This is a genomic window from Nocardia anaemiae NBRC 100462, assembly GCF_001612725.1.
Classification (GTDB): domain Bacteria; phylum Actinomycetota; class Actinomycetes; order Mycobacteriales; family Mycobacteriaceae; genus Nocardia; species Nocardia anaemiae.
This window is the reverse complement of the sequence record NZ_BDAZ01000062.1, coordinates 33,700-47,321: the sequence shown is the minus strand read 5'-3', so window position 1 is coordinate 47,321 and position 13,622 is coordinate 33,700. Positions and strand designations below refer to the sequence as shown.

Here is a 13,622-nt window from a genome sequence, read left to right as displayed (position 1 = left end):
CGTGGATGTCCGACGCGACGACGATCGAGTTATGGAATCCGGCATCGGCACACTGCCGCCGGCGGCGGTGCGACCACTGTCGACCGCCACGGCCGCCGCGCTACCGACGTCCGATGTCCTTACCGCACTGGCGGTCACCGATGCCGGGCTGACGGAGGACGAGAGTTCAGGCCGTCTACGCCGATGGGGACCCAATGCGGTGCGGACCCATCAGGCCAGGCTGGCGCCGGTGTTGTTGCGCCAGTTGCGTTCACCGCTGCTGCTGTTGCTTGCGTTCACCGCGGTCGTGTCGTTCTTCGTCGGTGAGCGCACCAACGCGGTTATCATCGGGCTGATTCTCGCCGCCTCCGTCGGCCTGGGGGTGGGCAACGAATATCGTGCGGAGAAGGCCGCGGAAGGTCTGCACGATCGGATCCGGCATCGTGCAGTCGTCGTGCGTGCGGGGCGGCCGCGATCGGTCGATATCGTCGAGTTGGCACCGGGCGATATCGTCGATTTGCGGGCCGGTGAACTGGTTCCGGCCGACCTGCGGCTGATCTCGGTCACCGCGCTGCATTGTGATGAATCGGTGCTGACGGGCGAGTCGACGGCCGCAGCGAAATCGACCACTCCGGTAACCGCGAACAGCGCACTGGCCGAATGGGATTCGTGTGCGCTGATGGGCACGGTGGTGAGTTCGGGATCCGGCCGCGGGGTTGTCGTCGCGACCGGCGCAGCCACCGAATTCGGCCGAATTGCCCTGGGACTGGGCGAAACTCATCCGGATACCGAATTCCAGATCGGCCTACGCAAGTTCTCCATGCTGCTGGTGTATACCGCCGCCGTGCTCACGATCGGGATCTTCGCGGTGAACGTGGTCTTGCAGCGACCACTGCTGGACGCGTTGCTGTTCTCACTGGCGATCGCGGTGGGCATCTCACCGCAGTTGCTGCCCGCCGTCGTGTCCACCAGTCTCGCCGCCGGATCCCGGCAGCTTGCCCGGGGCAAAGTGCTCGTCAAGCGGCTGGTGTGCATCGAGGACCTCGGCGACATCGAGATACTCTTCACCGATAAGACCGGAACACTGACCGAGGGACGCCTCGAGTTCATGCGGTCGGTCGGTCCGGATGGTTCGGCCTCCGACGAAGCGATGCTGCTCGGTCTGGTCTGCACGGACGCGCTCGCGCGCGAGGGCCGACTCACCCGCGGTGAGCCGCTGGACACCGCGCTGTGGGATTCGACTGCGGCACCACGTGATTCGGCCGCGAAGTACGACCGACTCGCGGTCCTGCCCTTCGATCATCAACGGCGCCTGGTCTCGGTGCTCGCCGAAGATCCCGATGGCCGTCGATCGATCATCACGAAGGGCGCACCGGAGTCGGTGCTGTCACGCTGCACCGGCGTACCGAATACCGTCCACGCTGTCCTCGACACCGAACTCGCCGCCGGGCACCGCATCGTGGCGGTCGCCAACCGTCCGGCGCCAGGGTGGAATTCACTGCGACCGGACGATGAGAATGCGCTGCGCCTGCGCGGGTTCCTGGTATTCCTCGATCCACCCAAGACTTCCGCGTGCGTGGCACTGGCCCGGCTGGCCGAACTCGGTGTGACCGTCAAGGTCATCACCGGTGACCACCCGACCGTCGCCGCCCGGGTCTGCGACGAGCTCGGCCTACCGCCGGGAGATGTCCTGACGGGCACCGATATCGACCGCTTCGACGATCACCAACTCGCCGAAAAGATCACGACGACAGCCATTTTCGCACGCGTCGACCCTGAACAGAAAGCGCGGATCGTGCGCGTGCAGCGCCGCGCGGGACTCGATGTCGCCTTTCTCGGCGACGGCGTCAACGACGCCCTCGCCCTGCATGCCGCCGACGTCGGCATCTCGGTGGATTCGGCCACCGACGTTGCCAAGGACGCCGCCGACGTAGTGCTGCTGGAGAAGGATCTACAGGTACTCGCCGACGGTGTCGTGCAGGGCCGCCGCATCTTCGCCAACACCATGAAATACGTCCTGATGGGCACCTCCAGCAACTTCGGCAATATGGTCAGTGCCGCAGGAGCTTCCGCGTTCCTGCCCTTCCTGCCGATGCTGCCCTCGCAGATCCTGCTCAACAATCTGCTCTACGACACCAGCCAACTGGCGATCCCCACCGATACCGTCGATCCGGAACAGCTGGCCCGCCCCGCCCGCTGGGATATCGGCCTGATCCGCCGGTTCATGCTGGTGTTCGGTCCGATCAGCTCGCTGTTCGATTTCGCGACTTTCGCGGTGATGCTATTGGTGTTCGACGCCGATGAAACGTTGTTCCACACGGGATGGTTCGTCGAATCCCTGGCGACTCAGACGCTGGTTTTGTTCGTCATCCGCACTCGGCGCAGTCCATTCTTCCGCAGCCGCCCCAGCGTGGCACTCATGACGGCTGCGCTCGCCGCGGTCGGGATCGGCGCTGTCCTACCCGCTACACCACTGGCACACAGTCTGGGCTTCCGTTCACTACCGGACGGCTTCTTCTTGGCCTTGACCATCATGGTGGTGGCCTATCTCGGTCTCGCGGAACTGGGTAAGCGCCGGTTCTTCCGCACCCCGCCGCCGGTGAGCGAACAGCGGCCACGCGCGAGCGGGCACCGGATCGAGCGCCGCGCCGCACGCTTCAGCACAACCAACTCTCTTGTCCGACAGGGGCATACCGCGCGCAGACACCGACGTCGAGCCGGACGCGCATTCGACCAAAGGCCCGCCGGATAGGTCTTTCGGCACTGTGGTGACCCACCCCACAACAGCGACCCTGGAGACGACGACCGTCGATGCCCCTGCCAGCCGGACTCGACACACCCGCCGGACCGGTCAGCAATTCGCCCGAGAGGATCAGCCATGACCGCCACCCCGACGATAACCATCCGTCGCCTCGCCGCCGAAGACGCCGCGGCAATTCGGGAGCTTCACGCCGAGATGGACCAGCGGGACAGTATCTTTCGGTTCTTCACACCCGCACCGAAGCACCTGGACAAGGTCGCGGACGCGATCGCTCGCGATGATTCCACCCATGGCGCGGTCGGCGCATTTCTCGACGCTCGGCTCGTCGGCGTGGCGAACTTCGTGACATTGTCGGGCACCAGGGCGGCGGAGGTCGCGCTGGTGGTCGCCCACGATGTGCAGGAGCACGGCATCGGCACGGCACTGTTGCACCAATTGGCGGCACTGGCTCGGGAGCGGCGGATCGAGCGGTTCGTCGCCGATGTCATGCCGAGCAATTCGAAGATGATGCGCCTCATCATCGACGCCGATTTCCCTGTGACCGCGCACCGCGAGGACGGTATCGCCCGAGTCAGCGTGCACCTGTGATCATCGACCGATTGACCATCGTCCCTGCAAGCAGAGCGTTTCTCCCCTGCCCCGTAGCAGGGCCGCAGCACATGCTGGATTCGACAATACGCATCGGGCCGGGCATAGCGTCCGACCCGCTTCGAGGAGATGGCGCACGATGATGTTCTGGTACGACCACGATATGAGCGGGTGGGGATACGCCTGGATGGGCCTCGGGATGGTGGTGTTCTGGGGACTGCTGATCGCGGGCTTCGTGCTGCTGGTCCGATCCGCCGTACAGCCCTACGACGGCCGACCATCCATCCACCATGCCCCGACCGCCGAACAGTTGCTGGCCGAACGATTCGCCCGCGGGGAGATCGACCGCGACGAGTACGTGAGCCGACTGGAAACCCTGCGTGGACACACCAGCCGCAGGGCGAACGGTTGACCTCTCGGTTCGAGGAGGAAAGGAAAAGGCAATGGTCCAAGCGCATCCCGATCCCGATACCGTGCGTTCCGCGCTGGCGCTGGCCGTGCGCGCACCGTCGGTGCACAACACCCAGCCCTGGCAATGGCGCGTCGGCGACCGTACGGTGCACCTCTACAGCGATGAGACCCGGCAGTTGCCGCTGGCTGACCCGGATGGGCGAGATCTGCTGCTCAGCTGTGGGGCGGCGTTGCATCATTTCCGAGTGGCGGCACGGTCGTTCGGCTGGCACACGGTGGTGCATCGGTTCCCCAATCCGGCCAAGCCGCAACACCTCGCGTCCATCGAATTCACCGAGGTCATACCCACCGCCGATGTCATCACGGTGGCCAGAGCCATTTCCCGGCGACGCACCGATCGGCGGCGCGTCACCTCCTGGGAGGTTCCGCCGACGCATACCCGGCATGTCGCCGAAGCTGGTGCCGCCGAGGGGGCACTGGTACACGAGGTCGTCGGCGGTGCGACCCGGACCAGGCTGGTGCAGGCATTTCAGGAAGCCGCGCGACTGCACCACGACGATGCCGCCTACCAGACCGAATTGGCACTGTGGAGCGGGCGGCATATCGCGTCGGAGGGCGTGCCTGCTCGCAGTGCTGTCACCGCCGTGGATCCGCTGACCCGAGAATTCCATAGTCCCACCCTGACCGAGGCGGTGATCCACGACCTCGAAGAGCGCGGCGTGCTACTGATGGTGCACACCGCCGCCGACGATCCGCTGTCCCGGTTGCGGGCGGGAGAGGCCACCAGCGCGGTGCTCCTGGCCGCCACCACCTTCGGCTTGGCCACCTGCCCGCTGACCGAACCGCTGGAGCTGCCGGGCACACGTAACTTGGTGCGCGCGGATGTGCTGTCCGATAGCGGTTTCCCACAGCTGATCGTTCGAATGGGCTGGGCCGCGACGAGTGCCGCGCAGGTGCCACGCACGCCGCGGCGCCCGCTGGATGAGGTAGTGCGCCCGCTGTAGCCGGACCTTTCGATCAGCTGCTGCTACAGAACGCTGGATTGGCTATCCCCCAGGCGAATTCGCCACGTGGGCGGATCCTGTCGCCGAGCACCATCGGAGCATCTCGCACGTGTGCGTAGTAGCGTTGATCGGTAGTATCCGACCCGCTCGCCGACCAGGCCGGATACTACCGATCGCGTGTTTGCCGATCGATTGTCGACGGCGGATCTCCGCAACGTCGGAGGCGGGGAAGCACGCTACGGCGTGTGCTGGCCAATCCAGCGGGACCAAAGGCCCTGGTTTCTCACGCGCAGGCCAGAATTAGCGTGGCGGAGTCCCGGGACAGGCGGTGCAATTCTCAGGGGCCAACGTCTGCGGGGTCGATGTCATTCGGTCCTGTCGCTGCACCAGCGGCGGCGTGACGATTGATACATGACAACGGCCAGCGCGACTCGATATCGGGCACAGGGATTCGGCGCGTCCGTGATGTTGTCGGCATTGCATTCCGCACTTGCCCACGGACTGCGGCACAACCTGTGCGAGCTGCGATATCAGGCACGGCGTTCGGGTCGTCATATCGCATTACCCGTGTCCTATGCCCGAACGGGCGACAACGTCGTCGTCCGAGTCGGTCGCGCCGAGACAAAGACGTGGTGGCGCAACTTCCATAATCCCCGGCCACTTTCGGTGTGGCTCGATGGCCGGTGGTACCGCGGTATGGGTCATGTGGCACAATCTGATTCGCTATCCGCCACGCGCGAACCCATGACGGGCGCCCTCACCGCAGGTACCGAACAGCGCGGAATGTGGCGACGCTGGTCCACCACAGTCACAGCCGGTGAGTTGCTCGGCTTCGCCGGACCCGTGGTGACTGGTGCCCTGGTGCGGGACGCCGCACCGGTCACCGCCGCCGTGGGATTGCTCGTCGCGGGCACGATCGAGGGCTGGGTGCTCGGCTGGTTTCAGGCCAGGGTGTTGCGAGCGGCAGTGCGGGGAATGTTTCCGGGCGACTGGATTCCCGCGACCGGGCTCGGGGCTTTGGTTGCCTGGTCGATAGGTGCAGTCTCGGTGCTGGCCGGTGACGGACTCGATACATGGTCGCCCTGGGTGCTGGTGCCCGCCGCGGTATCCGGCGGGATCGTCTTGGTCTTGTCACTCGGCGTCGCACAGTGGTTTGTGTTGCGCCACTTCGTCATCGATGCGGGGCGCTGGATCGGGGCGACGGCCCTGGCCTGGTTGGCCGGGCTGTTCGTCTTCGCGACGTTCACCAGCCCGTTGTGGCAGCCCGGACAGTCCACAGCCCTCGTGGTGCTGATCGGCATCGTCGGCGGCTTGTTGATGGCCGCGACGATGGCCGCGATCACCGGCTACTTCCTCGTCCGCATCCTGCGCACGGCAGCCTGAACTACTCGGAGGTCCCCTCATGCACGCACAACCAGGAGACTGGCTGATCGTCGAGGGTAGCGCCAACCGTGGCCCGACTCGGCGCGGCCTCATCGAGGAGGTGCATTCACCCGATGGTTCGCCGCCTTACCTGGTGCATTGGTCCGATACCGGGCATCGCGCGCTGACCTTCCCCGGCCCGGATTCCTATGTGCTGAGCAGTGTGCAGCTGTACGAGCGTGAGCAGCGCGCTGCGGCCCGTTTCGCGGCACTGCGAGATGAGTTGTCGCATCCATCCCCGGCAGCGGCAGCGATATCCGAACCGGACGTCACCGCACAGGGTACGAGGTGACCTGAATGTCGGAATACCCGTCCATACCGATCCGCTTGTGGCGCCGACGACCATGGCGCACCAGTTCGCTGATGCGAGTATCGGATCGCGTCGAGGCACTGGTGTGGCTGTTCGCGATCATCGTCATGCTCGTCGCGGTTCCGGTCGCGGGCGCGGCGGGTACCGCGGGTTACACCGCCGCCGCGAACCGGATCCGAGTCGAGAACTCGACGAAAGTCGCTGTGCCAGCGACGATCACGACGAAGCCGGAACGGATCGTGACAGTCGACGCCTACGGGTCGAGCACCGAAAGATTCGACGCCACCGTGCGTTGGGATCAGAGCGGCCGCTCCGGTACGACGACCACCGATGTACCCGACAAATCCGCGCCGGGCGATGAGGTACGAGTGTGGCTCGATGGCAATGGCACAGTGACCGCCCCGCCGGTACGCCCTATCAACGCGGCCAACAGTGGCATCGGCATCGGCGCGACGGTACTCGCAGCAATCTGGAGCGGTGCGATTCTTTTGGGCTGCGGCACCGGCCGGTTACTACGCGCCCACTGCTCTGCGGCGCTGGACCGGGAATGGCGCGGAATGAGCCCGCCGGTCGGACAGGACTCATGACGACGACCGAGACGCACCCGCCCGTTGCCGATCGATGCCTGCCGATGACCTTCGACTTCTGTGCGGGATCGAGCAGGTGACACCGTCGTCGCGCCCCGTCGGTCGCCGCACACCGATGCGGCGACCGACCGAGACCGGAGGACCATGGATATGAGTGCCGGTGCCGTCATCGCCTATGTGGCGACCGGAGTCTGGCTGGCAACGCTGTTGTGCCTATTCGCGCTGTTGTTCGCGGCGCGGTGGACCCGCCGCCATCCCGATCGTCATCCACGCAAACCACATCCGCGAGACGGGATCTAGGCGAGCACGACCGCGGTGGAGGTGCCCATGACCGAGCGAATCCGAGCCCAACCGAACGAGCGAGCCCAGCTCGCCGCGCGCGATACCGCGGCCCGCAGCCTCGGGAGCGCGGCCGAGCTTGTGTCCGGGCAGCGTGGGCTGACCGCGGACGAAGTGGCTCGGCGGCTGGCGCACAACGGTCCCAACGCATTGCCGGTGCGGCGTCGGGTCCCAGCCTGGCGTCGCCTCATGGCCGAGCTGGTGCACTTTTTCGCGCTGCTGTTCTGGATCGCCGGAGCGCTGGCATTCGTAGCGGGTATGCCGCAACTGGGAATCGCGGTATTCGTAGTCGTCCTGCTGAACGGCGCGTTCGCGTTCGCGCAGGAGCAGCGGGCCGAGCACGCCGCCGAACGGTTGCGTGAGCTGCTGCCGCGGCAGGTCACCGTCCTGCGGGACGCGACCGTATCGGAAGTACCGGCCGAACAGCTCGTGACCGATGACGTCGTGCTGCTGGCAGAGGGCGATCGCGTGTCGGCGGATTTGCGCCTGGACCGGGTGCACGCGGTTGCGGTCGACACTTCGGCGCTCACCGGTGAAAGCGTGCCCGACCACCCAGGGGTGGGCGAGGCGGTATACGCCGGATGTTTCATCGTCGAGGGCGAGGCCCAGGCGACCGTGGTAGCGATTGGGCAGCAGACCCGGCTGGCCTCGATCGCGAAACTCACTCAGGCACAGCGCCCGGCGGCCACTCCGCTGCGGCGCGAACTGGATCGGATCTCTCGAATCATCGCCGCCGTCGCAGTCGTGGTCGGTGTCGCCTTCTTCGCGGTGGCGCTGTTGCTCGGCACCCCGGCTTCCGACGGTTTCCTGTTCGCGGTCGGTGTCACCGTGGCGGTGGTGCCCTGCGGGCTGCTGCCGACCGTCACGCTGTCGCTGGCCATCGGCGCACAGCGGATGGCCGGGCGTCGCGCGCTGGTCCGGCACCTCGAGGCCGTGGAAACACTGGGATCGACGACATTCATCTGCACCGATAAAACCGGGACACTCACCAAGAACGAGATGTCGGTAGTGGAGGTGTGGCTGCCCGGCGGCACGGTGACGGTCAGCGGTGACGGGTACGAGCCGACGGGCGAGGTGCAATACCCGCCCGGTTGTTCGGATGCCGTGCGGGAACTGGCGTGGGCGGCGCGGCGTTGCTCCACGGGCCGCGCGGTCCACCGCGACGACGAGTGGGTCGCACAGGGCGACCCGATGGAGGCGGCGCTGGATACCTTCGCGCATCGGCTGGCAGTCCCGGACGACACCGACACACTCCCCGAAAGCACCCGATTCCCGTTCGACGCGCGGCGACGGCGCATGTCGGTGGTCGTCGCGGATCGAGTGCTCGTGAAAGGCGCGCCGGACGCGATCTTTGCGCGCTGTACCGCGCCACTGGAGGCGCAAGCGGCGCTGCACCGGTTGGCCGGGCGCGGACTCCGGGTCATCGCAGTTGCGCGTCGGATCGTCACCGCCCTGCCCGCCTCCGCCGACGAGGCCGAGCGTGACCTGACGCTGTTGGGCCTTGTCGCACTCGAGGATCCACCCCGCCATGGCGCGGCGGACGCACTGGCCGCATGCCGTCGCGCGGGCATCCAGGTCGCCATGATCACCGGGGATCATCCGGAGACCGCCAGAGCCATCGCCCGCGAGGTCGGTTTGGGCGATTCGGACACACCGGTCCTGATCGGACACGAATTGCCCAGCAGACAAACGGAATTGGGCGAGTTGCTGGATCAGGACGCGGTCGTCGTGGCCCGCGTGACCCCGGAGGACAAACTCCGCATCGCGCAGGCCTTACAGGCCCGCGGCCACGTCGTGGCGATGACCGGCGACGGAGTCAATGACGCACCCGCCCTGCGGGAGGCCGCGATTGGGGTGGCCATGGGCAAGTCGGGCACCGACGTGGCCCGCGAGGCGGCCGATCTAGTGCTGCTCGACGACGATTTCGGCACCATTGTCGCCGCAGTCGAACAGGGACGAGCGACCTTCGCCAATATCCGCCGCTTCCTGACCTATCACCTCACCGACAATGTCGCCGAGCTTGCGCCATTCGTCGTTTGGGCGCTCTCCGGCGGCGTTTTTCCGCTCGCCATCGGCGTCCTGCAGGTGCTGGCCCTCGATATCGGAACCGATGTCCTGCCCGCACTCGCCCTCGGCGCGGAACCACCGGCACCGCACGTACTCGACCGACCGCCGATCCGCGGTCACCTGCTCGACCGCAAGCTGTTCGTCAGATCCTTCGGGGTCCTCGGCCCGGTCGAGGCAACGACGAGCCTCACGGTGTTCGTGCTGTCGTTCCTCGCGATGAGCTGGCGGCCCGGCGAGGCATTCCCCACCGGACCCGCACTGGCGGCCGCTTCCGGCGCGACATTCACCGCGATCGTATTCGGCCAGGCGGCAAACGCTTTCGCCTGCCGCAGCACGATCCGGCCGTTCTGGCGGGTGCCCCTGCGCACCAACCGGTTGCTGCTGGGAGCCGTCCTCGCGGAATTCGGCATGCTCGCCGCCTTCCTCTACCTACCGCCGATCGCCCACCTGCTCGGCCAAGCCGGTCCGACCGGCACCGGCGCACTCGCTGCTCTCATCGCGATCCCTACCCTCTTGTCGGCCGACACGGCCTACAAACACTTTTCGCGCGGACGCTCCCTCGGGATCGAAAGCGACGCCGGTTCCGGGCGTTCAACACTGACTACGGCGTCCCGGGCGTAGCGCCAGAAGACCCCCGCGGGCGAGGTCTGCACGGCATGGGCGAAGGGGTCAGCGGACTCGGACATTGTCACCACCGATTCAGCTCCGGCGCGATATCGTGCGCGACCTGTCGTGCCATTGCGACGAGATGCGCACCGCAGTGCCGAAATTCGTCCATCAGCGACGGCAACGCGACCCAGTGGCCGTGCAGCGCCCATGAGGCCGCGCGCAGTCACGCAGCGGCGGGTCACCCGCCGAAACCATCAACGGCGCGGCCCCCGCTCGGCGGCGTGGCGTGGCAGGTCGCTGACCTCCTGGTCGGAGGCCTGATCAAATCGCTACCTCCGCGCAGACCAGAATCACCACCCGAAGCGCCCGACGAAAGGTCCTGATGTCGGGCCGATGCTCGTTCACCGACTGCTCTACCCTGTCTTGTCGACGAGCCGGATACCGGAAACGATCGAGGCCTCGATCTCGACGACGGTATCCATCATGCGGTCTGCCCAGGGATGCAGCAGCTGCTCGTAGCGGGCGATGCGCTCGGGATCGGTGACCGGGCGGGCCAGTCCGGTCACCACGACCGACCAGCCGGTGCGCCGGTGCGGGTCGATCTCGTCGGCCTGGTAGGCGACCACCACGTCGGAATTGGCACGCACGCTCGAGGTGAGCATGGCTGTGAGGCGGGTGCGCACGACGATGCGGCCGTCTGCCTCGACCAGATGGTTGACCGGATGAATCGCCGGTAATGCGTTCCGGCTGAATACCACTCGACCGATCGGGACGCTCGCGAGCAGGTCCAACGCCGTCGCACGATCAAGTTCGACGACCGCGTGCGCGGGGTAGCTGGTCGCAGCGAACTCGCTCGAGCGCTCTTCGGCAGCCGATAGCTCGGACGTACTCACCAGACAACCCCCTTCTCCTCGGCAGACAACTCAGCAATCTCACCGTGCCGCAACGGCGCTGAACAGGGTAAAAGGTCCCATGAATCGAGGACTCAGGCTCCATCACAGCCGCGCTGCGGAAGCCGCCGCTATCCCGTTTCCCCGCCAGGGGTGACTTTCGACCCTCGCCAATCCACTTGGACATGTCGATGATGAGCGCCAACGGTCTATTGAGAAGGGAGCCAGTTATGACCACCGCACAGGCCATCATGCAGCCCGACGTCGCCAGCATCACAGTTCGCGACACCATGGAAACCGCGGCGCAGCGGATGCGTCAGCTCGATATCGGCGCATTGCCGATCTGCGACGGCGAGGGACATCCGGTCGGGATCGTCACCGATCGCGACATCGTCGTCAAATGCATTGCCACCGGGGCGAATCCGCACGCGACCACCGCGGGCGAAATGGCCCAGGGTGAGGACCTGCATACCATCGATATCGGCACCGACATCGATGCCGCGCTGGCACTGATGGAGCGGCATCGGATCCGACGACTCCCAGTGACCGAGGCGGGCAAGCTGGTCGGCATCATCACCGAGGCGGACCTGTCCCGCCACCTACCCGACGCTACTGTCGGTGAATTCGTGGAAGCCATATGCGTACAACATCTTCCAGCATCAACCGACAAAGGTGCGCAATAACACGAGCCCGGTGCCCAAAGCGCCCGGAACGCTTGACCGAGGACCTCATTACCGAACACCAATCCCCCTACCGCACCGCCCGCACGACAGCGAAAGCGGACCGCGCGGCATCAGCCATGGCGACACAACTCGCGGCAAGGGGTGCGCAACAATGAGTACCAAAGCCGACCGCAACATGATCGTTGTCGGCGTGGACCAAACACCGACGGCGATGAACCCAGCACGCTGGGCGGCCTATCCGGCCTCCGCCCTACGCACCTCGCTGCTCCTCACTTATGCGCTGCCCCATAAAGTTACGCCCGCCCAGCAGTTAGCGGCGCATATCCATACGCCACGCTCGTCGGATGCCGCCCGCGCAACCATCGACCACATCCGGTGACTCGTGCCAACTTGCGATCCGGAGCTGACCGTCAGAGCGGTACGCCCCGAGGGGCCACCAGCGCAGCGCTGGTGGCATTGAGCGCACACGCCCGCATCGTTGTGGTCGGTGCACGGAACGCCTTCGGATAGCGCCTGGTCGGGCCGACCACCGTGCGGGTCACCCGGCATGCACATTGCCCGGTCGGAGTGGGGCACGGCGCGAACGGCCGACCGATTCCGCACGGCATGCCGGTGGCGGTCGGCGTGGACGGAACCGAACTCAGTACCCCAGTCGCGTACGCCTTCGAGATCGCTGCTGCACTCGAGGTGCCGAGGATTGTGCAGGCACTCATCGCTGTGTCCACACCCGCATCGCCCGAACTGGCGGGTGACCATGGACCTTGGACAACAGGCGCAAGGCCCATATCGACAGGCACTGTAGGCATCGACACTCGAGGGTATGACCGAAACCAGCCCATCCTCCGTACGTTCCGTGCCGGACCATCCGACGGTGCTGGCAGCCATGCGCATGGCCAGTCGAGCGCCGTCACTGCACAACTCCCAGCCGTGGCGTTGGGTGTTCGACGGCCTCAGACTGCACCTGTACCGCGACGACGACCGGCTGCTGGCCTCGGCGGACCCGCTGGGCAGGCAACTGGTGATCAGCTGCGGCGCGATGCTGCACCACGTACGCACCGCATTCGCCGCCCAAGGCTGGCACACCGACACCACCCGTCTGCCCGACACCACCCGCTCCGAGTATCTGGCGGTGATTGAATTCCGGCGGTGGCCCGAACCACCGACCGGCGTGCTGGCCCGCGCCCGCGCGATCGATCAGCGGCGCACCGACCGACTGCCCCTGTCCGCGCCCACCGGCCTACCGCAACTCCTGCACACCGCTCGCATGCTGGTCACGCCCCATGACCTCGAACTCGATCTCCTCGACGAAACCGCTAACGCGAAACTCGGCGCGGCCTCTGCTCAGACCACCGCGATGCGCCGTTACGACATGGAGTACCAGGCCGAATTACATTGGTGGGCCGGACATTCCGGTGACCCGGAAGGCGTCCCGCGCGAATCCTTGGTTTCCGATGCCGAATTCGTCCGCGTCCGCGTCGGCCGTGCCTTCCCGGCCGCACCACATTCGACGCGCCGGGAGCCCCTCCAAGACCACGCCCACCTGCTGGTCCTGAGCTCACCACGCGAATCCGTCACTACATGGTTGCACACCGGCGAAGCACTTTCCGCCGTGCTGCTCGAGGTCACCATCACCGGGCTGGCGAGTTGCCCGATGACCCACATCACCGAAATCCCCTCGGCCCGAAAGATCATCGCGAACATGCTCCCCCACCCCGGGATCCCTCAGGTGATCGTCCGTGTCGGCACCGCTCCCGATGACGAACCCGCCCCACCACCAACTCCCCGCCGCCCCCTGTCCGACATCCTGACGATGAGGCACGAATAGTCCGTCTTCCAGACGATCAGGCACGAGCATGTTCGCGGGCCGATGTACGCTCGCGCTGTGCTTCGAAACGCGGCACCTCGATATCGTGGAAAATGCCGCGAGCCGTTCGGCGATTCCCTTGATGACGTGGGGGGACCATCGGCCCTC

Annotated in this window: 13 protein-coding genes; 12 read left to right on the top strand and 1 reads right to left on the bottom strand. The window is 66.2% G+C overall.

The window, feature by feature from the left end:
* Positions 1-31 precede the first annotated feature (31 nt).
* The 9 genes from mgtA to NA5_RS30315 all read left to right on the top strand — a co-directional run bounded on the left by mgtA (position 32) and on the right by NA5_RS30315 (position 10,089).
* Positions 32-2,731: a magnesium-translocating P-type ATPase gene (gene mgtA, locus NA5_RS30355; RefSeq protein ID WP_084484540.1), complete on the top strand. Its 2,700-nt coding sequence runs from the start codon at positions 32-34 to the stop codon at positions 2,729-2,731.
* 126 nt (positions 2,732-2,857) lie between these two features.
* Positions 2,858-3,328 (top strand): GNAT family N-acetyltransferase, encoded by a 471-nt coding sequence (locus NA5_RS30350; protein ID WP_062992209.1) that lies wholly within the window; start codon positions 2,858-2,860, stop codon positions 3,326-3,328.
* Between the two features lie 139 nt (positions 3,329-3,467).
* The gene (locus NA5_RS30345) at positions 3,468-3,740 is read left to right on the top strand and encodes an SHOCT domain-containing protein (RefSeq protein WP_062992208.1); all 273 of its coding nucleotides are present in this window, start codon (positions 3,468-3,470) and stop codon (positions 3,738-3,740) included.
* Positions 3,741-3,771: 31 nt separating this feature from the next.
* Complete coding sequence (locus tag NA5_RS30340; RefSeq protein ID WP_062992207.1) at positions 3,772-4,743, top strand: Acg family FMN-binding oxidoreductase; 972 nt, start codon at positions 3,772-3,774, stop codon at positions 4,741-4,743.
* A 411-nt stretch (positions 4,744-5,154) separates the two neighbouring features.
* Positions 5,155-6,126: a hypothetical protein gene (locus tag NA5_RS30335; protein WP_157110715.1), complete on the top strand. Its 972-nt coding sequence runs from the start codon at positions 5,155-5,157 to the stop codon at positions 6,124-6,126.
* Positions 6,127-6,145: 19 nt separating this feature from the next.
* A complete protein-coding gene (locus tag NA5_RS30330) occupies positions 6,146-6,457 on the top strand; it encodes a DUF1918 domain-containing protein (protein WP_062992205.1) in 312 nt (103 codons plus the stop codon).
* A 5-nt stretch (positions 6,458-6,462) separates the two neighbouring features.
* Positions 6,463-7,062, top strand: coding sequence for an Rv1733c family protein (locus tag NA5_RS30325; protein WP_062992204.1), 600 nt, complete (start codon positions 6,463-6,465; stop codon positions 7,060-7,062).
* A 150-nt stretch (positions 7,063-7,212) separates the two neighbouring features.
* Positions 7,213-7,362, top strand: coding sequence for a hypothetical protein (locus NA5_RS40770; RefSeq protein ID WP_157110714.1), 150 nt, complete (start codon positions 7,213-7,215; stop codon positions 7,360-7,362).
* Between the two features lie 27 nt (positions 7,363-7,389).
* Positions 7,390-10,089 carry a cation-translocating P-type ATPase gene (locus tag NA5_RS30315; protein WP_084484545.1) on the top strand — a complete coding sequence of 900 codons (2,700 nt, stop codon included), beginning with the start codon at positions 7,390-7,392 and terminating at the stop codon, positions 10,087-10,089.
* Between the two features lie 401 nt (positions 10,090-10,490).
* Here the strand turns inward: NA5_RS30315 and NA5_RS30310 are convergent, their stop codons facing one another.
* Entirely contained in the window at positions 10,491-10,970 is a 480-nt protein-coding gene (locus tag NA5_RS30310) for a pyridoxamine 5'-phosphate oxidase family protein (RefSeq protein WP_084484539.1), read from the bottom strand.
* Positions 10,971-11,197: 227 nt separating this feature from the next.
* Here NA5_RS30310 and NA5_RS30305 point away from each other — a divergent pair, with 227 nt between their 5' ends.
* From NA5_RS30305 to NA5_RS30295, 3 genes are all read left to right on the top strand, one after another.
* Complete coding sequence (locus NA5_RS30305; RefSeq protein WP_062992201.1) at positions 11,198-11,650, top strand: CBS domain-containing protein; 453 nt, start codon at positions 11,198-11,200, stop codon at positions 11,648-11,650.
* Positions 11,651-11,801: 151 nt separating this feature from the next.
* Positions 11,802-12,029 (top strand): hypothetical protein, encoded by a 228-nt coding sequence (locus tag NA5_RS40765; protein ID WP_157110713.1) that lies wholly within the window; start codon positions 11,802-11,804, stop codon positions 12,027-12,029.
* 441 nt (positions 12,030-12,470) lie between these two features.
* Complete coding sequence (locus NA5_RS30295; protein WP_062992197.1) at positions 12,471-13,475, top strand: Acg family FMN-binding oxidoreductase; 1,005 nt, start codon at positions 12,471-12,473, stop codon at positions 13,473-13,475.
* Positions 13,476-13,622: the final 147 nt, after the last annotated feature.